Origin of the sequence: Mesorhizobium sp. M0601, from assembly GCF_040320845.1 — a bacterium.
Classification (GTDB): Bacteria; Pseudomonadota; Alphaproteobacteria; order Rhizobiales; family Rhizobiaceae; genus Mesorhizobium.
The window spans coordinates 1-20,732 of the sequence record NZ_JAMYQK010000014.1; the positions used below are offsets into that span (position 1 = coordinate 1).

Sequence of the window (20,732 nt, forward strand, 5' to 3'; positions counted from 1 at the left end):
AATCTATTTTATCTCCCCTCCCTCGCAATTTCTGGGTGGCCCGGTGGGGGGGGTTTATTGTTTTTCTATTAATCTCGACCCCGCCGAGTGGGTGGGCCCCCCGCGCCCGCCCCCCCACTTCCTGTTGCCGGACTCCAGCTTAGCAAGGGGGTGAATTATAGTCATGGGCCCCACCATCAAAGTCGTGCGATGCGCTGAGCCGGGCAGGCTGGTGTTTGAGGAGCAGCAGGCACCAGGCGCTCCGCCCGAAGGCTGGGCACTGATCAATGTCGCCTATGTCGGGATATGTGGAACCGACTACCACATCTTCGAGGGCAGGCATCCTTATCTCGCCTATCCGCGCGTCATGGGCCATGAGGTTTCGGGAACAATCGCGGCAATCAACGCGCCGGTGGACCTGTCGGTTGGAGAGCAAATCCTCGTCAACCCCTATTTTGCCTGCGGAAATTGTGCCGCCTGCCGCCAGGGAAAGCCGAACTGCTGCATGTCGATCGAGGTGCTTGGCGTGCACCGTGACGGTGCCATGAGCGAGCAGATTCTCGTGCCGGCGCAGAACTTGATACCAGCGGCCGGCCTGTCACCGGTGGAGGCTGCCACGGTCGAGTTTCTGGCCATCGGTGCTCACGCGGTCCGCAGATCCATGGCGGGGCCGGGCATTCGCGCCTTGGTTATCGGCGCCGGGCCGATCGGCCTCGGCACCGCGCTTTTTGCGCGCATAGCGCAACTCAACGTGACCGTCATGGACGTCGATGCCGAGCGGCTGGCCTTTGCCGCAAGGCAATTGGGCTTCCTGGTGATCGACGCGTCGAAGGGATCGATCGCCGAAACGATAGCGGAGCGAACTGCGGGAGCAGGTTTCGACGTCGTCTTCGACGCAACGGGAAACAGCCGTTCGATGCAGGCTGCCTTTGCCTATGTTGCCCATGGTGGCGTCATGGTGATGGTCAGCGTCGTGCCGGATGACATAACCTTCTCAGATCCAGAGTTCCACAAGCGGGAAATGATGCTGATCGGCAGTCGCAACGCGACGCGTAGCGATTTCCAGCACGTCACTGCCTCGATCCGCGCTGGAAAAATACCAATCGACCGACTCGTCACCCATCGCACCACCCTGCGCGACAGCCCACGCGATATTGCGATCTGGGCGCAGCAGAAGTCCGGTCTGATCAAGGCCGTTGTCGACGTGGCTGGATCTGGCTGACGTCGGCAAGCACATTCAAGATATGTGACCCGCAACCCTGATGCTGCATTAGGGGAGGGGGAGTTGCTCGGTGACGCCAGCCTAAGGGGCGCGCTTGACACGTTATTCGGAGTGGGTTTCCTCACTGGACGATTGTCCCTGCCGAACTGGCTTGGCGTTTCACTGATTGCAGCGGCCGCAGTTCTCGTCGCATACAAGGGTTGAAACCGTGAAGCGACGATTCTTCCGCACAAACGTGTTCCACGCCAAGTCCACCGGCTATTCGCACCGGTTGAGTATCCCAGTCGCTATTCTATATGATGCGTGATGTTTGATGCGCACCAAGCAGGGCAACGTGAGAACCACACTGGCGATCGATGACGATGTCCTGGTCGCGGCCAAGGCCATCGCCCGGCAGCAGGATCGCAGCCTCGGCGAGGTCATCACCGATCTCGCCCGGCGCTCGCTGCGCCGGCCTCAAGCCGGCGGCGAGTGCAACGGGATCCCTCTTCTGCCACCTCGGCCGGATGCATCTCCCGTCACGCTTAAAACGGTCAACGCCTTGCGAGACGAACTGCAGTGACATTCCTGCTCGACGTCAACGTGCTGGTCGCGTTGATCGATCCTGGCCACGTCGCCCATGACGACGCGCATGGCTGGTTCGAAGAGACCGGTAACGCCGCATGGGCTACGTGTCCCGTCACCGAAAACGGCGTCCTGCGCATCGTCGGCAACCAAAGATATCCCAATTCTCCCGGCTCACCGCTGTTGTTGCGCAAATCGTTACCAAGTTGCGGACCCTGCACGGGCACAGCTTCTGGCCCGACGATGTGAGCCTGGTTGGCTCCGGCGACATTGATGCAGCCAAAATCCTGACCTCGGCGCAGGTGACGGCTACGCACCTTCTCGCGCTCGCCAAGGCGCGCGGCGGCCAACTTGCCAGCTTTGACCGCAAGCTGTCAGCGGCGGCCGTGAAGGGCGGGAAGTCTGCACTGCATCTGATTCCAACAAGGTAGAGACTCTTCGGTGCGGTCTACCTTCGATCTTCTCGGGTTTCTTCGGCGAGAAAGTCGCGGAGGTCCAGAGGCAGCACGGAATCGAGAGCGTCAAAGACTTCTGCACGTCGAATAACATAGGCAGGTGGCCGAGCGAAGAGGTCAATTGCCATTCGCGAGCGGCCCGAGAATTTGGACTCCCTGGCGGCGTGCGGCAAGTGCGAGCTTCCGATCGAGGGTGGCCAGCGGCAACTCGGTTTCGATTGCCAGCGCCAGATAGGCGGCGTCATAGGCGCTGAGCCCGTGCGAAGCCGCTAATGTCAGCACTGCGCCGTCCGACCCGCCGCCGGCGTCCTCCAGCGGCAATCGGCGCAGCCGTGCCATGGTGGTGGCAGCTTCGCCCGCCGCGATGCGGCCACGCCGCTCGGCCATCAATACGACGTTACGCGCCTCGTGCCAGAACAGGGAAGGGACAGGCGCCGTTGCTCCCGGCAATCGTCGCATCAGGGCGGCCGCCGCCTCGCTGTCTTCATCAGGAAGAATCCAGGCAGCCGCCATGGAAAGGTCGACAACGAAAGGCATCAGACGATGATCGCCATCAAGCGCGACGCCCTTCATCGCGCCAGGCCCGAATTTCGTCCTGCGTCACGGGCTTGGCGCGGGCGCGGGCAGCGCTGATCTCTTCGATCACGGCTTCGACATCGTTGCGGCGTTGAATCCGCGACAGTTTAGCGATGGGATCATTGCCGCGCGAAATAATCACCTCCTCGCCGGCTTCTACCCTTGAAAGCAGTTCCGAGAGATGCGTTTTGGCCTCGCCAACTTTCACCGTGATGGTCATTTCCTGTCCTTGCGCGCGTCGGGTCAACGTGGTGAGCCGTGTTCATTGCCGAGCTGAGTGTGGATTGCTCGACAATCGCTCTTGCACGCGACGATAGGCGCAATCCTGACCCTTGGTCAAGGCTTGGTCAAGTCATTGCCGACCCCTCGCACGCCGCAAGGCGGGCCGTCTCTTGACAAGGTGAAATCGTTCTGGAGCAACGGCTTCTGATTATGCGCAGTGTCTGATTTTGCGGGCGGAAGCTTGCGCAACTTGTCGCGGTTAGCGCACTCCAGTGGATCGCGAGTGGCTATCTGACCATAGTTTGCGGGGCATTCTTCTTCGAGCGTTCGCGCTTGGACGCGCAGCGCCGATCTCTCGCCGTCTCTGTTGCCGTAGCACGACAACCTGATCACGCGGCTCTTCCCCAGGCCCGCGACCCATCTGGACAGTTCGGCCTTGCCCCAAATTGCCCTTTCAGCTGAAACGATTAGGGCGGAACGTTGCAAGCATGGGATGCGGATTGCCAGAGGCGATTTCTTTGGCAAGCAATTCGCCGACGATCAATCCAAGCGTGGCGCCGCTGTGGCTGAAGGCGACGTGAAGTCCGGCAACGGTCTCGACGGAGCCAAGCACTGGCTCGCCGTCGCCGGGGATGGGCTTCGGGCCAACTGCATAGGCAGCGAGTTGGAGCCGCGGATTGCCCTCGAGCACCGCACTAGCCTCCTCGAGCAGTCCTTTGACGGTCTTGTCGTGCACGGTGTAGGTTCCGTCAGAGTTGACCACGACTTCTTCCTCCGACCACGCCGAATCCAAAACAAGTGCGCCATCCGGCGTCGGGCGAACCGCCACGCGGGGCGTATTCAGCACGGCACGGAGCTCGGTCTTGATCGGCTTGGTCTTCAAGAGAAGTGAAATTGGCGTGGCGTCGGGGACACGAACTCCGATCTCTGCGAGCATGATAGGCGTCGCTGGCCCGACCGCAAGGACCACTGCATCCGCCTTTACCGGCACACCGTCGGCAGTGACGACGCCACGCGCGCGACCACCTGTGGCATCTATCCGGACGCGTCCAGCGTCCCGAACAAACTTGCCGCCACGAGAGCGGAACTCATTGAGCAGCAGACTGATCAAAGACGGCAGGTCAACCCATCCTTCGCCAGGATTGAAGATGGCGCCCTGGGGGGTAATTGCGCTCGCGTTGACGCCGGGCACCACTGCACCGACTTCGGCAGGGCCGAGCAGAAGCGCGTCATAACCAATATCCTGCTCCAACTGGCAGACGGACGCGATCTGGTTCGTCTCGTCATCCGCATCCCAGGTGAGGCCGCCGTCAAAGCGAAGCCACGATTCCGTTTCCGGCCTTGTGGCGGCCAGGGTCCGATAACGGTCGATGCCTGCAAGCCTCAAGCGGTGGTAGGCAGTGTCCGCACGTCGCGCTGAGTTCAGCCAGGAAAGTGAACGGCCGGATGCACCGTTGGCTGGCGCGCCGTCGTTGACAACCGTTACATCAAGGCCAAGACGAGCAAGGTGCAATGCGGAAGAGATGCCGAAGATGCCCGCGCCGATAACAACGACATGGCGCGGCTTTGGTGATGCAGTCATGGAGAAATCCTTCTTCGCAGCAGCCGGGCTGGGAGTTGTTGGATGGCTGCAGAGCGCGGCGGAACTAATAGTCGGTGAGCTTCTTCATGTAGCGCCGGCCCTCAAGCATTGGCCGGCCGCGCAGGGCGGCCAGCTCGTAGGCAAAACGCCAAAGCGTGTCGAAGAAGACCAAGGGCACGAGATAGGGTTTGATGTGTTCGGACATACCACTGAGGTCGAGTTCAGCTCCATCGAGCACCAGGACGTTTTCCCGGCTGCCGTACTTGAAAAGGAAGTCTCGGGCACGTTCGGGAAGGCTCCGCGTTTCGTCCAAACCCACTAAGACCACGAAGCAAGCGTCCCGGTCGACCACCTCAAATGGGCCGTGAAAGAACTCGTTGGCGTGTATGGCCTGCGAATCGTACCACTGCATCTCCATCAACACGCAGGTGGCGTACGAATAGGCCGCACCATAGCTGGCACCGCTGGCCAGTGTGTAGATCGCATTGCGCGGCGCGAAACGGGGGGCGAAGGCCTGAAACCGGTCGGCATAGGTCCGGTGCGCACGCTCGATCGCCGGCTGAAGATGGCTTAGGCTCGTCAGCAGATCGGCAGTTAGCCCGGCATCCTCCCGAGCATCGATCAGGCCGGCGAGCAACATATAGAGCACGCCGTAGTTGCTGCAGGCTGAATCGATTGCTTTGCCCGTCGTGTAGGAGGCCTGGTAGGCGACTGCGTGGTCGACCGCCAGCGCGAGGGGCGATATCTGGTCGAGCGTCATGCCGATTGTCGTTGCGCCTCGATCCTTTGCATGATTGGCCGCTCGCACAGTTTCGCGGGTGGTGCCGGTCTGCGAGCAAAGGACAACGAGCGCGTCAGGTCCCAACCGTCGCGGGTCTCGGCAGACGAACTCATCCGCGTTGTAGATGTCGCAGGCGAATGCGCCGCTGTGACGGTCGACGAAGTATTTGCCTGCCATCATGATCGAGAGCGAACCGCCGCACGCCACGAGGAATAGGTGCGAAAACTGCCTGCCCGCCGTAGCGGTCAGGGCGCGTTCCACGTCGGAGGGCAGGGCGGAAATCATGAGCTTCCTCGTCTCGTTGGCAGAGCTAGGGGCGGGCCCACAATTGACAGGTGGGCGGCCATTGTGCGAACGTTATCACATCCTTTAAACTGAAAGTCCTGCAATGGTCAAGATTGCCGCGATAGGCGATAACGTGGTCGATTGTTATCTTGCTCGCGACGAGATGTATCCTGGTGGAAATTGCCTCAATGTCTCGGTTTATGTCAGCCGCTTCGGCGGGCGATCGGCCTATGTCGGAACGATCGGCAAAGACCGGGCAGGGGACCTTATCTGCACTGCACTGGCGTCGGAGCGCGTGGACATCACCCGATTGCGGCGTCTCGAGGGAGCGACCGCTTACTGCCTCATAGGTCACCGCAACGCCGATCGGATTTTCCTGGACTTCGATCTCGGAGTTTCGGTGTTTACGCCGACGCAAGAAGATCTGGATTTTCTCTCGGGCTTTCAGGCCGTCCACATCGGCCAGTCCAGCGGTTTGGACCCGTGGGTTGCCGCTGTATCAAGTAAGTCACTGTTGTCTTATGATTTTTCCACGCGACGGGAACCGGGACATCGACGCGAGATTGGACCCTATTGCTATCTGGCTTGTGTCTCGGGTGACGGTCTCGACGACAAGGAATTGGCCGCAATCGCGGCCGAATTGCTTGCATGTGGTTCAAAGTGGGTTCTTGTGACTCGTGGTCGAGCCGGCGCGGTGCTTCACGGCGACACCGTCTCTTACCGAACCCCGGCGCGGTTGGTCAAACCCGTCGACACCCTGGGCGCGGGCGACACCTTCATCGCAAGAACGCTGTTCGGCCTGCTTAAGAAGGAGGCGCCTCAAGACATCCTCGGCCATGCCGCGGACGCGGCGGCTGCTACCTGCCGGTACTACGGGGCAATCGGCCATGCGACAGCAATCGACTTAGGAAAGATGACGCCGAAGATCCCCCACGCTTAACACTGGAAACCATCTAGCTGCGAAATTCTCCGAAACAATTGACGCGAGAAATGGACAATGCTAGAGAAAATGATAACGTTCTCACCTTCCTGGCCGAACGCCGTCCAAGAGCGTTTTGATAGATGAGACGTCGAGTGGGATCGCAAGGCCGAGTTCGGCCAATGGTAAGAGGAGAAGACATGCACACGAATTCGAGCAGGCGCCTACTTTTGAAATCCGGTCTGGCGCTGACGATCGCGCTGTTGACAGGACTTGGCACGTTGGCCTCGTCAACTCAAGCAAACGCGGCGGACAACCCTTATAACCTCATCGACCCGACGGTGATCAGCGTCGGAACCATGGGCGATGCGAAACCCTATGTCTTCACCGATGCCAACGGCAACTTCACCGGCTTCGACGCCGAACTCTTCCGTGATGTGGCGCGCCGGCTCGGGTTCAAGGAGGAGCAGGTCGTTTTCACCGGCCAGGAATTCTCGGCGCTGCTGCCCTCCGTTGCCAACGGCCGCTTCGATGTCGCTGTCGCCGCCATCGGCACAACGGCGCAGCGCAAGAAGACGGTGGATTTTGGCGACGGCTATCTCGCCGGCTACCTGTCGATCATTTCGGCGGATCCGGCACTGACGAGCAATGAGAGCACCGCCGGAAAGCGCATCGGCGTGATCCAGGGAACGCTGCAGGAAATCTATGCCGAGAAGAACCTCAAGGGCGACATTGTCAAATTTCCCGACAACAACACTGCGGTGGCGGCGCTGAATAACGGGACGATTGATGGCCATTTCACTGACTATGAGTCGGCCAAGCAGTATGTGGAGCGCTATAAGAACCTGAAGATAACAATGAACGTGCCGTCCTTCGACGCGCCGGCCGGGTTCGTGGTCAAGAAAGGCAACGATGCCTTCCGCGAGGCGCTCAACAAGGCGCTGCGCGAGGCCATGGACGATGGCACCTGGAAACGGCTGCATGAGAAGTGGTTCCCGGGCACTCCGATGCCGGATCAATATCTGCCCAAGAAGTAAATTCGCGCGTATTCATTTTCGTTTCCGGCCGGGCCCGTCAGCAACGGTGCCCGGCCGAGTTATAGATGGACTTGATATGAGCTGGTTCGATACCTTCGCCCGCAGCTTCCTTGATTTCCAGGCGATGGCAGAAGTTCTGCCAAACATGGTGATGGTCGGCCTCAAGAACACTTTGATCCTGGCCCTTGCCTCGACGTTTTTCGGGACGCTGATCGGTATCGTCCTCGCAGTCATGGGGATTTCAGAGAACCGGCCGCTGAAACTCCTTGCCCGAGTCTACACCGATATCTTCCGTGGGCTTCCTGCCATTGTCACAATCCTGATCATTGGCCAAGGCTTCGCGCGGTTGGGCCGAGATCTGTTTGGTCCATCGCCTTATCCGCTGGGCATTCTGGCGCTCAGCTTGATCGCCGGAGCCTACATCGGGGAGATTTTCCGCGCCGGCATTCAGAGCGTCGAGCGGGGTCAGATCGACGCCACGCGCACTCTCGGTATGACGTATGGCCAAGGCATGCGCCTGGTGGTGATCCCGCAAGGCATCCGTCGCGTCCTGCCTGCACTGGTCAACCAGTTCATCGGCAATGTCAAAGACTCCAGCCTGGTCTATTTCCTTGGTCTGCTCGCCTCCGAACGCGAACTGTTCCGCGTCGGCCAGGACCAGGCTGTGCTGACCGGCAACTTGTCGCCCCTATTGCTGGCCGGAGTGTTCTATCTCGTGATCACGGTGCCGCTGACCCATCTCGTCAACTACATCGACGCGCGCATGCGCGTCGGCAAACGAATAACCGCCGTGCAGAGTGGCCTCCAAGAGGTCGCCGAGCTTGCCGAAGCCGTCGTGCCGGGAGCAGCGACGTTGCCTGCAACAGCGCCCACACGCTTCAAGGGTGGCGGCATCGAGGTCAAAAATATCGACATGGCCTACGGCGCCGTCCAGGTGCTGCATGACGTCGGTCTGAAAGTGGAGCCCGGGACCGTCACCTGCCTCATCGGTCCGTCCGGATCGGGCAAGTCGACCTTGCTGCGCTGCCTCAACCGTCTCGTAGAATGCCGAGCCGGTGACATTCTGCTCGACGGCGAAAGCATCTACAAGCAGACCCCTGACCAACTCCGGCGGCGCGTGGGCATGGTTTTCCAGCAGTTCAATCTGTTCCCCGACCGTAGCGCGCTCGCAAACATCACCTTGGCGCTGCGCAAAGTTAAACGCATGTCGCGCGAGGAGGCTAATGACGCGGCCTTGGCGAGGCTAGATGAAGTCGGACTGCTGGAGCGCAAGGACCATCGGCCGGCCAATCTCTCGGGCGGGCAACAGCAGCGGGTGGCCATCGCGCGTGCGCTCGCCCTCGAACCCGAAATTATGCTGTTCGACGAAGTCACCAGCGCCCTCGATCCAGAATTGGTCAAAGGTGTCCTGAACTTGATGGCCGACCTCGGGCGGGGCGGGATGACGATGGTGGTCGTTACACACGAGATGAATTTCGCTCGCAAGGTCGCGAACCAGGTCGTGTTCATGGACGAGGGGCGGATCGTCGAGGCAGGCCGGCCAGAAGACCTATTCGACAATCCGCAGAGCCCGCGTCTTCGACGCTTTCTGTCGGAGGTGCTGTAATTCAAATGGTGTGCGCAGCGGCGGGTTCTGCGGTGTTCGGCCTTGCGGGGCGTGCCTAACTGCCGCTAGTTCGTCGCCACGACGTTGCATGGTCGGCGGGACTTGCTGGGTGACTCAAAGATCCAAAAACGCAACTATCATCGAAGTCGCTCGCCGGGCTGGAGTGAGCTCTGCCACGGCTGGGCGCGTGCTTGGTGACTACGGGTACAGCAGCCCTGAGGTCCAGGAGAAGGTGCGCGCCGCGGCATCTGCGCTGGGTTATCGGCCCAATCGCCTGGCCAAAGGCCTGATCACCGGTAAGACCCAGACTATCGGCGTTGTCGTAGGCGACATCGAAAGCCCATTCTATGCAAGCGTGCTGCGCGGAATAGGGGACGTCGCGCGCCGTGGCGGCTTCGGGGTTATCGTTACGAATAGTGACGAAAATGCCGAACTCGAGCGAGAGGCGGTGCAGCTGCTGTTGGAAAAGCAGGTCGATGGTTTAGTCGTCTCATCGACCTTCTTGGACAAGCCGGATCATCTTCGTGACGCAGTCGCGGCCGGCTGTCCCGTCGTGCAGTTCGACCGCATCGTGGCGGGCATGGAAACCGATTCGGTCGTGGTCGATAACGTTTCTGTAACGCGTAGCAGCATAGCGGCGATCATCGCCGCCGGACACAGCCGCATCGGAATATTGGCGGAACTCGGGCCGGACCAACGCGATGATGTTGGTTCCTTTGTGACAAACGCTGATCTCTCCAGCTCCGACGTTCGCTACCATCATCCAAGCTGGCAACGGTTGTTGGGTTATCTCGAAGCCCATCGCGCTGCGGGCATTTCGCCGGATCCACAGTTGATCCGCCGCGTGGCGGTCTATTCCAGCGAGGCAGCCCGAAAGGAGGCACTCGATCTGCTGACAATGCGCAATGCGCCGTCCGCCCTGTTTACCGCCGACGGTGTGATGTCGACAGGCGTTCTGGAGGCGACATCCGCACTGAAGCTTGCGATTCCGGGAGAGGTTTCGCTGCTTTGCTTCGACGATCTCGACTGGATGCAGTTCGTGGCCCAAGGTATCACAGCCATCGCGCAGCCGGCGCATCTGATCGGGGCGACGGCAGCCGAGCTTCTCTTGAAGAGGCTGGCTGGCGACACCGCACCGTTTGAACACCGTGTCCTCGCGGCTCGCCTGGTGAACCGTAATTCGATTGCGGTTCATCTCAACCGCAACGCCCCTGATCCGGCCGCGACGGTGTAGCTGGAGCCGAATTGCCGCGCCTCTTTGTGTCGAGGTCGATCCCATGCAGCGGCTGAATAATAGCTCAAGCGTATTGCTGGGTAGGACTTTTGTCGCTTGCGATGCCCAGCGTGAGCTGCGCCAGAAATCGGGCGAGCCCATCCGGGTTCCGAAACCTAATCACTTGCTGTCGCAGTAGTATGGCTTGGTCGTTGAACGCAAAGGCTGCCCGATTTCGTTCCGCGATGGGTACAATTATAGATCAAGCAAAATGTCGCCTTGTGGGCGGCTGCAGCACGCCAGGATGTAGCCTGCCGATTTGTCCTCCAACGTCAGTCCGCCTAGGTCATCCATGACGACTTCGCCAGACAGCTTGGCGATCCGGCACGTACCGCAAACTCCCTGCTGGCAAGCGGTTGGGACATAGACGCCACATTGGCGCGCCGCTTCCAGCAGGGTCTCTCCGGGCGCGCAGTGATATGCAAGGCCGGAGCGGGCGAAGCGGACCGAAGACGAAACCTTTGAATCCGATAGCGAACGCGAAATGTTGCCGCCCCCGAAGCTCTCCTCATGATACTGTGAAAGGGCGAGCCCGATTGCATCGAGGCAGCTGCGTGCAGCCTTCATGTAGGACTCCGGCCCACAGGCAAAAATCGTGCGGCTATGGAGATCGGGAACCAAGGTCAGGAGCATCTCACTGTTAATTCGCCCGGTTGGACCCGTCCAGGCCGGGTCTCCATGACTGCAAATGCAAGTCACATGAACATTGGGAAAGCGAGCGGCAAGTGCGTCCAGTTCGAGCCGAAAAATGATGTCGTCCGGCGTTCTCGCACTATGAATGAAGTGGATATCCTGGTTTGCTGCGCGGTCGGTAAATGCCCGCAGCATCGACATGACGGGAGTGATCCCGCTGCCACCTGAAAGGAAGAGGGACTTTGCATGCGGCAGATCGTCGAGATTGAACGAGCCGAGCGGCCCTTCGATCTCGATCCCATCGCCCGGCTTCAAATTGTCATGGAGCCAATTCGAAACGAGCCCGCCCGGCGTCCGTTTCACGGTGATCTGCAGGTCGAGCGGTCGCGTCGGCGGTGATGAAACAGAGTAGGAGCGTGTCACCGCGGCCCCCTCGATCCTCAGGTGCACCACAACATATTGGCCAGCGCTGAAGCAGAACATCCGATCTGAAGCGGGTGTGAGAACGAATGTTTTCACATCGTGCGTCTCGTCGATCACGCGTCGGCAGAGCACAAGCTGCGGCGTGGTCTGTGCCCACTCCCGGTGAAGCTTTGTTGGGGCGAAGCCGGAGGCTGCAAAGGCCGCGTAAGCATTCATCATTCAACTCGGGTTTGAAGTGGAGCCAAGATGCCACTTCAAACCCCGCTGAACAGCCGCGCAATCCTGCCGTTATGATCGGCAATTTCGATTACACTTCCAGGGACATTACAGCCACCTGGAGAGCTCGGATGCCCTTGCGAATAATGGGTTCGTGTTTGCGGCGCGCAAGGATCGCGGTGTGGACTGGCTGGTGCAGCGTCGGCGCTCCCTCGACGAGGAACGATGGGAGCTCGGCCGTGAACCGGCGCGCATCGTCGCTGCGCATGTAGCAGGTGCCGCCCGTTCGTCGCAGCATGATCTCCGCCAGAGTTTCCGATCCCGTCGAAAGCCGACAGATCGCAAGCTCGGCCAGCAGCTCTGCGTGCGTCTTTTCCAGCACCGCGGTGTAGCCTGGGCGAATGTAGGTTTCAGGGTCGACATCAGACAGCGTTCTGGCAGCCGTCGAAACCATCACATATTCCTCGACCATCAGATGCTCGTAGGCGATCTCAGGCAGGTAGCGAGGCGCATAAAGCACGGCAATATCGAGATTTCCCATGCTTAGGTCGCTGACCATCTGGTTCGAATAGTCCGACTCGACATGGATCGAGGATTTTGGAAGCGCCTGGCACAGTGTCTCGACCCATCCCGGCAGGACCGAACGGGTCATCCCCACCTGTGCGGCGATGCGCAACGTGCCCTCGAAACGGTTGAACGCTCGCACATCGTGTCGAGCTTGCGACCACGTCGACAGCAAGGATCTGGCATAGGCTTCGAACCGCCGCCCGGCGGCTGTCGGCTCAGCGCCGGCGCGCCCGCGCAGAAAGAGCTCGGACCCGATCGCGCTCTCCAGATTCTTGATGCGGGTGCTGATCGTCGACTGGGTCAACCCCAGCCGGTCGGCGGTACGATTGAAATTTCGCGACTCGATGATGTCGAGAAAGGTTTCGATGTGATCTAGCTGCACATGACCTCCGATCGAAAAAGTCGATCATATTGCGCAGGATCATAAGCTTGATCAAACAATACTCAAGGCGGAAGCTGCACGCGGTGAAATCGGCCGGCAGATCGTCCAGGCTGAAGCTACGGAGCTGAGCAACGTGTTCATAGTCGACTGCGATTGTCACAATTACTGGTCGAGCGCGACTGTATTGGAGCCTTACCTTTCCGGCCTATGGAAGGACATGTTCGTTGAAGGCGAGAAGACAGGTCCCGTTGGCGCCTTCCCGCATGGCCATCGTCCCTGGTTTCATCCGCAGGACTTCTCACGCAAGGACGTCCGTCCGAAAACAGAAGCCGACAACTATCTCATCATGAAGGAAAAACACCTCGACAAGTACAAGGTCGATGTGGCGATCCTGACCGGCGATGAGCCGATCGAGGCTTCCACCCTCGCCAATCCCTATTATGCCAGCGCCCTCGTCAGCGCCTACAATGACTATCAGATCGACCAATGGCTGCCGAAGGACGATCGCTTCATGGGCTCGATCATCGTCGCGCCACAGGATCCGAAGCTCGCGGCCGCCGAGATACGCCGTCTGGGCAATCACCCGCGCATGGTTCAGGTTCTCGCTTCGCAAGGCTCCGTCAAGCCCTATGGCGATCCGTTTTACCATCCAGTTTATGAGGCTTGCGCCGAGGTGGGGCTGCCCTTTGCCATTCATCTGGGCGGCCATGGTGGCGTGAATTCGACCGCGATTGCTCCGGCCCCGACGACATTCTTCTGGGAGACCCATGCCATCCTGCACATGTCGGCCATTTCGCATGTCGCAAGCATGATTGCGCATGGCGTCTTCGAAAAATGGCCGGACCTCTACTTCGTGGTCATCGAATGCGGCGTCGCCTGGGTGCCATCGGTATTGTGGCGCCTGGACGCCGACTACAAAGCCCTACGCAAAGAGACGCCATGGCTGAAAATGCTGCCGTCCGAATATTGCCGGCGAAATATCCGCTTTTCCACGCAGCCGCTGGAGCAGCCCGCAAATATTCAGCATCTCTGGTCCACTCTCGAGGCGATGGACGGCGAAAATACGCTGATGTTTGCCTCCGACTATCCGCATTGGGACTATGACGATGCCAACACGCTGCAAATCCCTCCTGCCTGGAAGAGCAAGATCATGGGGCTGAATGCGCTGGAGGTTTACAAGCGCATCCCGCGCGCGCAAGCGGCGAATGCTGCCTGAGGAAGCAGACGATGCCCGAGAAGACATACATCTGTAGAGTCGACGAGATCGAAACCGGATCTCCCTTCATCGCCAAGATCCGCAGCCTTTCGGTCGGCGTTTTTCGCATCGGAGATTCATTCCACGCGCTGCTGAATGTTTGTCCGCACCGCGGCGCTCCCCTTTGCGAGGGGCCGCAATGTGGAACAACTGCACCGGTCGAAGAGGCGCAGTTCATCTATCACCGCCAAAACGAGATCGTGCGCTGCGCCTGGCATGGCTGGGAATTTGACATCAAATCAGGCGCGGCCCTGGTCGATCCGTCCGTTCGTGCGCGCACATTTCCAGTAACGGTCGAGGCGGGCAGCATCTATGTGACGGCCTGATTGAGGTACGGATTCGAAGAGTAGCAGAAATGATGATCGCGGCTAACGGGCAGATTTCTTCACAGGGTGCGTGACGAACAAGAACGCGGAAAATCCGCAATGGGAGAGTCAAATGTCAGAATCTGGATACAAGCTTGCTATCGCTCAAAGCCTGATCGGTCGCGGCAAGATTTCCCGTCGCGATTTCATTAATCTTGGGCTGGCCGCTGGGCTGACGGTCACCGCTGCGGATAAGCTCTTCGTCAGCACGGCCCGCGCCGAACCGCTGCAGGGCGGCTTCGCCAAGCTCGGAATGGCACATGGCGCGACGACGGATTCGATCGATCCGGCCGGCTACCCGGACACCTTCACACAGACAGCGTTCTCGGGCTCGATGTCCAACAGCCTCACCGAGGTCGACGCCAAAGGCAACGTCCAACCGGACCTTGCCGAGAGCTTTGAATCGTCCGATGGCGCCAAAACCTGGGTCTTCAAGCTTCGCAAGGGCGCAACCTTCCACAACGGCAAGAATGTGACGGCGGACGATGTCGTGACTTCGCTTCGCTATCATATGGGCGACGAAACTAAGTCGGCGGCGAAGCCGCTGCTTGAGCCCGTCGCCAGCATTAAGGCGGATGGCCCCGAAACGGTTGTCTTCACGCTGAAAAGCGGCAACGCCGACTTCCCCTACATCATGAGTGACTACCATCTGGTCATCATGCCGGCCAAGGACGGCAAGGCGGATTGGGGATCAGGCGTTCGCACCGGTGCTTTCGTGCTTGAGAATTTCCAGCCCGGCGTTTCGGCCAAACTCAAGCGCAATCCGAACTACTTCAAGAACGGCAAACCCTATCTCGACGAGGTGGAGTTCATCGCCATCACCGATCTCGCCGCTCGCATGGCCGCGCTATCGACAGGGGAGGTGGACTATATCGGCCGCGCCGACCTCAAGACCCTCGGCATGTTGAAACGCAACCCCAAGGTGGAGATCGTCGAGGTCACCGGCTATGGCCATTATACCTTGCCCGTGAACGTCACGATGACGCCGTTCGATAATCCGGATGTCCGGATGGCCTTAAAGTGGGCGATCAACCGTCAGGAGATCGTCGATAAGATCTTTCTCGGTCACGCCACTGTGGCCAATGACAACCCGATCGCGCCGGCGATTAAATTCGCCACCAATCCGCAGCCGCAGCACAGTTTCGATCCGGAGAAAGCCAAGCATTATCTGAAAAAGGCTGGAATGGAGAAACTGAAGGTGGACCTCTCGGTCGCCGATGCCGCTTTTGCAGGCGCGGTGGACGCGGCTGCGCTGATCCGCGAGACGGCAGCCCAGTGCGGTATCGACGTAAACGTCGTGCGCGAGGCCGAGGACGCCTATTGGGACAATGTCTGGCTCAAGAAACCTTGGTGCGCTTCCTATTGGAGTGGTCGGGCCACGGCCGACTGGATGTTCACGCAAGCCTTCGCCGCCGATTCCAGCTGGAATGAGTCGTTCTGGAAAAATCCCCGCTTCAACGAGTTGCTTGTCCAGGCGCGCGCCGAGACGGATGAGGCCAAGCGGGCGGCAATGTATGCCGAGATGCAGCAACTGACGCATGATGATGGCGGCAGCATCGTGCTGGTCTTCAACAACTTCGTCAGCGCCAAATCCAATAAGCTCGCACATGGCGAAGTGGCGCCGAACTGGGAGAACGACGGACTGAAGATGGCCGAACGCTGGTGGATCGCCACTGCGTGAGAGAGCGGGCCGGACCCGCGATGGCTACTGGGCTTCGGCTTGCAGCCGCGTGCCCTGCCGGCAGGGCAGCGAGGGCAACGGGAAACGCGAGCAAATGAACCCGGTCGCAAGAACGGTTCTGCAGCGCCTTGGCCTCGGCCTGGTCACGCTGTTCATCGTCTCCATCATTATCTTCTCTGCGATTGCAATGCTGCCGGGCGACTTCGCCAAGGCGATGCTCGGACAATCCGCGACACCCGAAACGGTCGCCGCCTTCCAGCGAGAAATTGGCATCGACCGTCCGCCTGTCGAGCGTTATTTCGTCTGGGTCGGGCAGATGCTCCATGGAGATTTCGGCTCTTCGTTCGCAAGCCGCACCGGATATCGGCGCACCGTCGCCGAGATCATCGCGCCGCGCCTTTACAATACGATGTTCCTCGCATCGATGACCGCGCTGATCGCAGTTCCGCTCGCCCTGGGACTGGGCATCCTCGCTGCGCTCTACCGCAATGGCTGGTTCGACCGGCTGGTGAACGCAGTGACGCTGACAACCATTTCGTTCCCGGAATTCTTCGTCGCCTATATGCTTGCCTATCTGGTCATCTCGCGCGACACATTCATCGGCTCCGAGTTCGCACAATCCCTGCCGCACTGGCTTGCAGTGTCACTGAACTGGATACTTAACGCAGTTCCCAAGTTCCCGACATTGTCGAACGTAAACGACCAGACGCCGTTCTGGGATCAGGTCTGGAGAGTAGCCTTGCCGGCGACCACGCTTACGCTCGTCATCGTCGCACACATGATGCGCATGACACGAGCGGCGATCATCAACATGCTTGCAAGCCCCTATATCGACATGGCGCGTCTCAAAGGAGTCTCGCCGATGGCCATCGTACTCAGGCATGCCTTGCCCAACGCATGGGCTCCGATCGTCACGGTGGTGGCCTTCAATCTTGCTTATCTCGTGGTCGGGGTGGTCGTCGTCGAAGTGGTGTTCGTCTATCCCGGCATCGGTCAGCTGATGGTCGACGCGGTCAAATCAAGGGATGTTCCGGTTGTCCAGGCTTGCGCCTTGATTTTCGCGGCGACCTATATCCTCCTTAATCTGACCGCCGACATCATTTCCATCGCCACCAATCCCAGGCTCTTGCATCCACGATGACCAGCTACGAACCCATCGCGCAGGTTCACAGGCTGAGGCGCTCGCGCGCCACCCGGGCCAAAACGGCGCTGAAGAAGGCACCCTTCAGTGCCTGGTTCGGCATCCTCGTGATCATTGGCTATGTCGTCGTTGCGGTCTTCGCGCACTGGATCGCCCCATACGGCGAAACACAGGTCTTCAGCGAGGCCTTCGCACCGTGGAGCCAGCAGTTCAAACTGGGAACCGACCAGCTCGGCCGCGACATGCTCACACGCTTGATTTACGGTGCGCGCAACACCATCGGTATAGCCGTCGCGACTACATTGCTGTCCTTCGCAGTCGGCGTCTCGCTAGGCCTTCTTGCCGCGTTGTATAGAGGATGGCTCGACCAGATACTGTCGCGTGCGGTGGACGTCTTGATGTCGATCCCAAGCCTTATCTTCGCCCTGGTGCTGCTTTCGATCTTCGGCTCGTCGATCACAAGCCTGATAATCATCATTGCGCTGCTCGATTCTACCCGTGTCTTTCGGCTCGCACGCGCCGTCGGGCTTAACGTGGCGGTAATGGACTATGTCGAAGTGGCGCGATTGCGCGGCGAAGGCCCGAAATGGATCATCGCCAAGGAAATCCTTCCCAACGTGATGCCGCCGCTGGTCGCGGAGTTCGGCTTGCGATTTTGCTTCGTATTCCTCACGATCGCGGCACTGTCCTTCCTGGGGGTCGGTATTCAGCCACCGACCGCCGATTGGGGATCGATGGTGCGCGAGAATGCGACCCTGATCACCTACGGCGATGTCACGCCGCTGCTGCCGGCCGGCGCGATTGCCCTCCTCACGGTCTCTGTGAATTTCGTCGTGGACTGGTTCCTGCATGCAACGAGCGGGTTGCGGGATGAAAAATAGCGCTCCCGGATTGCGCGAAAAAGGCAAGGATCTGCTTCAGATCCGCAATCTGCATGTGGAGGGTTTCTCGGACGAGCGGTGGTATCCCATTGTCCGCGGGGTCGATCTGGCGCTGAAGCGGGGGGACGTTCTTGGCCTGATCGGCGAGTCAGGCGCCGGCAAATCCACCATTGGCCTCGCGGCGATGGGTTACGCCAAGCCGGGCTGCCGTATTACACAGGGCTCGATCCTGTTCGACGGGATCAATCTTCTGGCACTAAGCGAAACAGGGCGGCGTCGCCTCAGAGGCTCCCGTATCGCCTATGTCGCGCAAAGCGCGGCGGCCTCTTTCAATCCGGCCCACCGACTCCTCGATCAGACTGTCGAAACCGTGGTGGCGCATGGGATTGCCAGCCGAGAGAAAGCGAACCGGAGTGCGGTCGATCTTTATCGGCGTCTTCAGCTTCCAGATCCGGAGACCATTGGCTTTCGCTATCCTCACCAGGTTTCCGGCGGACAATTGCAACGGGCGATGACCGCGATGGCGATGGCTTGCCGTCCGGACCTCATCGTCTTCGACGAGCCAACGACGGCGCTCGATGTGACAACGCAGGTCGAAGTTCTCGCCTCCATTCGCAACATCGTGGAGGAGTTCAACACCGCTGCAATCTATGTGACGCATGATCTGGCGGTGGTGGCGCAAATGGCGGACCGCATCATGGTTTTGCGCCATGGACTAACCGTGGAGGAGGCAGAAACGCGCCAGATGCTCGCCTCGCCCACCCAGGAATATACCAAGACGCTCTGGGCCGTGCGCAAGCTCGCCAAGCCCGAAGTTCCGGCCGATGAATATTTGCTTACGATAGACAACGTCACCGCGGCCTACGGCCGGGCGGTTAAGGTGCTCCAGGATGTCTCGATCAAAGTTCCACGCGGAAGAACAGTGGCTGTGGTCGGCGAGTCCGGTTCCGGGAAATCGACGCTCGCTCGCGTCGTTACCGGCCTGCTGCCCCCGCTTTCGGGGTCGATTTCCTTTGCCGGCCCGGCCCTTTCCAAGACCGTGAAGTTGCGCCCAAAAGAGATCCTGCGACGCATACAGATGATTTATCAAATGCCCGACAACGCCCTAAATCCGCGCCAGACAGTCGAAGAAGTTATAGCTCGTCCGCTTGAATTCTACCTTGGCCTCAAGGGTGCACAACGGGATCGGCGGATCGGCGAACTCATGCACATGGTCGAGATGAGCGAAACTTACCTGGATCGTCTGCCGGCCGAACTGTCGGGAGGCCAGAAGCAGCGCGTTTGCATCGCCCGGGCGTTGGCCGCCGATCCGGAGCTGATAATCTGCGACGAAATCACGTCCGCGCTCGACCAGATTGTGCAAGAGGAAATCCTGAAGCTCTTGATCCGGCTTCAGCGCGAGCTCGGCATGACCTACATTTTCATCACCCATGACATTGCCACCGTGCGGGCGATCGCCGACGAAATTGTGGTCATGCACCAGGGTAAAGTCGTTGAGCAGGGATTAAAGAGCGAAATTCTCACGCCGCCGCATGCCCCCTATACCGAACGGCTTCTGTCCTCCGTGCCGGAAATGGATCCGGATTGGCTCACAAGGCTGCTCGCCAGCCGGACGATGTGATCGTCGGGCAGAGTGTTCTTCCATATCGCCACGGTTTACAGTCTCGCGGAAGGCGCTCGGCGAGACCGCGCTCGGTCGCAAACGGACAGCGCGCGTCGCCCCGTCCATACGAGGATAGGCGCCCTTTGCCGCCACTCGGTTTTCTGAGAGCATGATGGAGTACGCGCAATCCGGGAGCCGATACTCTATGCCAACAGAAATCGATGCTAGTGTAGCGCGCCGGTGGTTTGCCGAAGACCTGCGTGTCGCATCACCTGTCTTGCACAATCCTGCGGTCATCGAGGCCTTTGCAAGGGTTCCGCGCGAACACTACCTTGGCGACGGGCCATGGCGTATCCATTCGAGACTGCAAATCGGGGCGGTCCATACCAGCCCTTCAGCCGCACTTCATGAGATCTACCACGACGTTCTGGTCTTGCTTGACGAAAAACGCGGACTGAACAGCGGCTTGCCGTCGCTTTGGGCATTGGTTTTCGACCATCTGAACATCACTCCCGGCCAGACCGTCCTTCAGGTGGGCGCCGGTGTCGGCTATTTCACCGCCATCCTCGCTGAACTGACGGGTTCTGAAGGACGCGTGATTGCATATGAGATCGACGAACAACTAGCTCGTCGCGCGCAAGGCAATCTTGCTCAATATGCGCATGTCGAAGCGACGTGCGGTGATGCAACGCAGGCAATTGATCTGCCAGACCTCGATGTCGTGATCGCCTTTGCCGGAGTGACGCACGTGCCGGAACGGTGGCTTTCAAATTTGTCCGACGCTGGCCGGATGGCATTGCCGTTCACGGGTGAAGACCGACGAGGTTTCATGATGCTTCTGGAAAGGGCTGGCGATACGTTTCCCGTACGATCACTTGTGCCATGCGGATTTTACCCCTGCAGCGGAGCCAGGCGCACTGACGAAGAAAAGGCCTTGATGGTCGCCCTCAAGGCTGCGCGAGGCAAGGTCACCCGTCTCGCGCAATATCACCGAGGGCGACCGAAAAATGGCATCGAGAACGCTTGGTTGGTGACCGACACATACTGGATTTCGAAAGCCTAGAGATCAATGTCGATCTTGCGT

19 protein-coding genes and 2 pseudogenes are annotated in these 20,732 nt (G+C 59.6%); 15 read left to right on the plus strand and 6 right to left on the minus strand.

Annotated elements, in window-relative coordinates; translation table 11 throughout:
* Positions 1-175 precede the first annotated feature (175 nt).
* The 4 genes and pseudogenes from NKI41_RS15105 (at position 176) to NKI41_RS15120 (ending at position 2,196) form a co-directional block, all read left to right on the plus strand.
* On the plus strand, positions 176-1,201 hold the full coding sequence (locus NKI41_RS15105) for a zinc-binding alcohol dehydrogenase family protein (protein ID WP_352683849.1): 1,026 nt from the start codon (positions 176-178) through the stop codon (positions 1,199-1,201).
* 66 nt (positions 1,202-1,267) lie between these two features.
* Positions 1,268-1,405: pseudogene (locus tag NKI41_RS15110) on the plus strand (EamA family transporter); the annotation flags it as partial.
* Between the two features lie 130 nt (positions 1,406-1,535).
* Positions 1,536-1,763, plus strand: a complete 228-nt coding sequence (locus NKI41_RS15115; RefSeq protein WP_352503709.1) for a CopG family transcriptional regulator — start codon at positions 1,536-1,538, stop codon at positions 1,761-1,763.
* A pseudogene (locus tag NKI41_RS15120) lies at positions 1,760-2,196 on the plus strand (TA system VapC family ribonuclease toxin). Before NKI41_RS15115 ends, NKI41_RS15120 begins: the two are co-directional and overlap by 4 nt.
* A gap of 141 nt (positions 2,197-2,337) precedes the next feature.
* Here the strand turns inward: NKI41_RS15120 and NKI41_RS15125 are convergent.
* From NKI41_RS15125 to NKI41_RS15140, 4 genes are all read right to left on the minus strand, one after another.
* Complete coding sequence (locus NKI41_RS15125; protein WP_352683772.1) at positions 2,338-2,793, minus strand: type II toxin-antitoxin system VapC family toxin; 456 nt, start codon at positions 2,791-2,793, stop codon at positions 2,338-2,340.
* Positions 2,774-3,016 carry a type II toxin-antitoxin system Phd/YefM family antitoxin gene (locus NKI41_RS15130; RefSeq protein WP_352467423.1) on the minus strand — a complete coding sequence of 81 codons (243 nt, stop codon included), beginning with the start codon at positions 3,014-3,016 and terminating at the stop codon, positions 2,774-2,776. The genes NKI41_RS15125 and NKI41_RS15130 overlap by 20 nt, the downstream gene beginning before the upstream one ends.
* Before the next feature lie 456 nt (positions 3,017-3,472).
* On the minus strand, positions 3,473-4,600 hold the full coding sequence (locus NKI41_RS15135) for an NAD(P)/FAD-dependent oxidoreductase (RefSeq protein ID WP_352683775.1): 1,128 nt from the start codon (positions 4,598-4,600) through the stop codon (positions 3,473-3,475).
* 64 nt (positions 4,601-4,664) lie between these two features.
* Complete coding sequence (locus tag NKI41_RS15140; RefSeq protein WP_352683777.1) at positions 4,665-5,666, minus strand: SIS domain-containing protein; 1,002 nt, start codon at positions 5,664-5,666, stop codon at positions 4,665-4,667.
* A gap of 103 nt (positions 5,667-5,769) precedes the next feature.
* Here NKI41_RS15140 and NKI41_RS15145 point away from each other — a divergent pair, with 103 nt between their 5' ends.
* From NKI41_RS15145 to NKI41_RS15160, 4 genes are all read left to right on the plus strand, one after another.
* On the plus strand, positions 5,770-6,606 hold the full coding sequence (locus tag NKI41_RS15145) for a PfkB family carbohydrate kinase (protein WP_352683779.1): 837 nt from the start codon (positions 5,770-5,772) through the stop codon (positions 6,604-6,606).
* A gap of 179 nt (positions 6,607-6,785) precedes the next feature.
* On the plus strand, positions 6,786-7,622 hold the full coding sequence (locus NKI41_RS15150; RefSeq protein ID WP_352449157.1) for an ABC transporter substrate-binding protein: 837 nt from the start codon (positions 6,786-6,788) through the stop codon (positions 7,620-7,622).
* A 76-nt stretch (positions 7,623-7,698) separates the two neighbouring features.
* Positions 7,699-9,228, plus strand: a complete 1,530-nt coding sequence (locus NKI41_RS15155; protein WP_352683781.1) for an amino acid ABC transporter permease/ATP-binding protein — start codon at positions 7,699-7,701, stop codon at positions 9,226-9,228.
* A gap of 88 nt (positions 9,229-9,316) precedes the next feature.
* Positions 9,317-10,462, plus strand: coding sequence for a LacI family DNA-binding transcriptional regulator (locus NKI41_RS15160; protein WP_352614842.1), 1,146 nt, complete (start codon positions 9,317-9,319; stop codon positions 10,460-10,462).
* 234 nt (positions 10,463-10,696) lie between these two features.
* Here NKI41_RS15160 and NKI41_RS15165 read toward each other — a convergent pair whose 3' ends face one another.
* Both NKI41_RS15165 and NKI41_RS15170 read right to left on the minus strand, forming a co-directional pair.
* Positions 10,697-11,773, minus strand: a complete 1,077-nt coding sequence (locus NKI41_RS15165) for an FAD-binding oxidoreductase (protein ID WP_352683783.1) — start codon at positions 11,771-11,773, stop codon at positions 10,697-10,699.
* Positions 11,774-11,864: 91 nt separating this feature from the next.
* Entirely contained in the window at positions 11,865-12,722 is an 858-nt protein-coding gene (locus NKI41_RS15170; RefSeq protein ID WP_352503720.1) for a LysR family transcriptional regulator, read from the minus strand.
* A gap of 133 nt (positions 12,723-12,855) precedes the next feature.
* Between NKI41_RS15170 and NKI41_RS15175 the strand changes: the two genes are divergently transcribed.
* From NKI41_RS15175 to NKI41_RS15205, 7 genes are all read left to right on the plus strand, one after another.
* The gene (locus NKI41_RS15175; protein ID WP_352614846.1) at positions 12,856-13,938 is read left to right on the plus strand and encodes an amidohydrolase family protein; all 1,083 of its coding nucleotides are present in this window, start codon (positions 12,856-12,858) and stop codon (positions 13,936-13,938) included.
* A gap of 11 nt (positions 13,939-13,949) precedes the next feature.
* Entirely contained in the window at positions 13,950-14,303 is a 354-nt protein-coding gene (locus NKI41_RS15180) for a Rieske (2Fe-2S) protein (protein WP_352503722.1), read from the plus strand.
* A gap of 112 nt (positions 14,304-14,415) precedes the next feature.
* Positions 14,416-16,023, plus strand: coding sequence for an ABC transporter substrate-binding protein (locus tag NKI41_RS15185; protein ID WP_352614848.1), 1,608 nt, complete (start codon positions 14,416-14,418; stop codon positions 16,021-16,023).
* Between the two features lie 94 nt (positions 16,024-16,117).
* A complete protein-coding gene (locus NKI41_RS15190; RefSeq protein WP_352614850.1) occupies positions 16,118-17,164 on the plus strand; it encodes an ABC transporter permease in 1,047 nt (348 codons plus the stop codon).
* Positions 17,161-18,045, plus strand: coding sequence for an ABC transporter permease (locus tag NKI41_RS15195; RefSeq protein WP_352614852.1), 885 nt, complete (start codon positions 17,161-17,163; stop codon positions 18,043-18,045). The genes NKI41_RS15190 and NKI41_RS15195 overlap by 4 nt, the downstream gene beginning before the upstream one ends.
* Positions 18,035-19,666 carry an ABC transporter ATP-binding protein gene (locus tag NKI41_RS15200; protein ID WP_352614854.1) on the plus strand — a complete coding sequence of 544 codons (1,632 nt, stop codon included), beginning with the start codon at positions 18,035-18,037 and terminating at the stop codon, positions 19,664-19,666. The genes NKI41_RS15195 and NKI41_RS15200 overlap by 11 nt, the downstream gene beginning before the upstream one ends.
* Positions 19,667-19,853: 187 nt before the next feature.
* A complete protein-coding gene (locus NKI41_RS15205; RefSeq protein WP_352614856.1) occupies positions 19,854-20,711 on the plus strand; it encodes a protein-L-isoaspartate O-methyltransferase family protein in 858 nt (285 codons plus the stop codon).
* Positions 20,712-20,732: the final 21 nt, after the last annotated feature.

Bases quoted from the DNA above. Each gene is read 5' to 3' on its own strand.
- NKI41_RS15130 (WP_352467423.1), bottom strand. From the start codon at position 3,016: ATGACCATCACGGTGAAAGTTGGCGAGGCCAAAACGCATCTCTCGGAA.
- NKI41_RS15140 (WP_352683777.1), bottom strand. From the start codon at position 5,666: ATGATTTCCGCCCTGCCCTCCGACGTGGAACGCGCCCTGACCGCTACG.
- NKI41_RS15160 (WP_352614842.1), top strand. From the start codon at position 9,317: ATGGTCGGCGGGACTTGCTGGGTGACTCAAAGATCCAAAAACGCAACT.
- NKI41_RS15125 (WP_352683772.1), bottom strand. From the start codon at position 2,793: ATGAAGGGCGTCGCGCTTGATGGCGATCATCGTCTGATGCCTTTCGTT.
- NKI41_RS15150 (WP_352449157.1), top strand. From the start codon at position 6,786: ATGCACACGAATTCGAGCAGGCGCCTACTTTTGAAATCCGGTCTGGCG.
- NKI41_RS15155 (WP_352683781.1), top strand. From the start codon at position 7,699: ATGAGCTGGTTCGATACCTTCGCCCGCAGCTTCCTTGATTTCCAGGCG.
- NKI41_RS15180 (WP_352503722.1), top strand. From the start codon at position 13,950: ATGCCCGAGAAGACATACATCTGTAGAGTCGACGAGATCGAAACCGGA.
- NKI41_RS15195 (WP_352614852.1), top strand. From the start codon at position 17,161: ATGACCAGCTACGAACCCATCGCGCAGGTTCACAGGCTGAGGCGCTCG.
- NKI41_RS15205 (WP_352614856.1), top strand. From the start codon at position 19,854: ATGCCAACAGAAATCGATGCTAGTGTAGCGCGCCGGTGGTTTGCCGAA.
- NKI41_RS15190 (WP_352614850.1), top strand. From the start codon at position 16,118: ATGAACCCGGTCGCAAGAACGGTTCTGCAGCGCCTTGGCCTCGGCCTG.
- NKI41_RS15135 (WP_352683775.1), bottom strand. From the start codon at position 4,600: ATGACTGCATCACCAAAGCCGCGCCATGTCGTTGTTATCGGCGCGGGC.
- NKI41_RS15185 (WP_352614848.1), top strand. From the start codon at position 14,416: ATGTCAGAATCTGGATACAAGCTTGCTATCGCTCAAAGCCTGATCGGT.
- NKI41_RS15200 (WP_352614854.1), top strand. From the start codon at position 18,035: ATGAAAAATAGCGCTCCCGGATTGCGCGAAAAAGGCAAGGATCTGCTT.
- NKI41_RS15165 (WP_352683783.1), bottom strand. From the start codon at position 11,773: ATGAATGCTTACGCGGCCTTTGCAGCCTCCGGCTTCGCCCCAACAAAG.
- NKI41_RS15145 (WP_352683779.1), top strand. From the start codon at position 5,770: ATGGTCAAGATTGCCGCGATAGGCGATAACGTGGTCGATTGTTATCTT.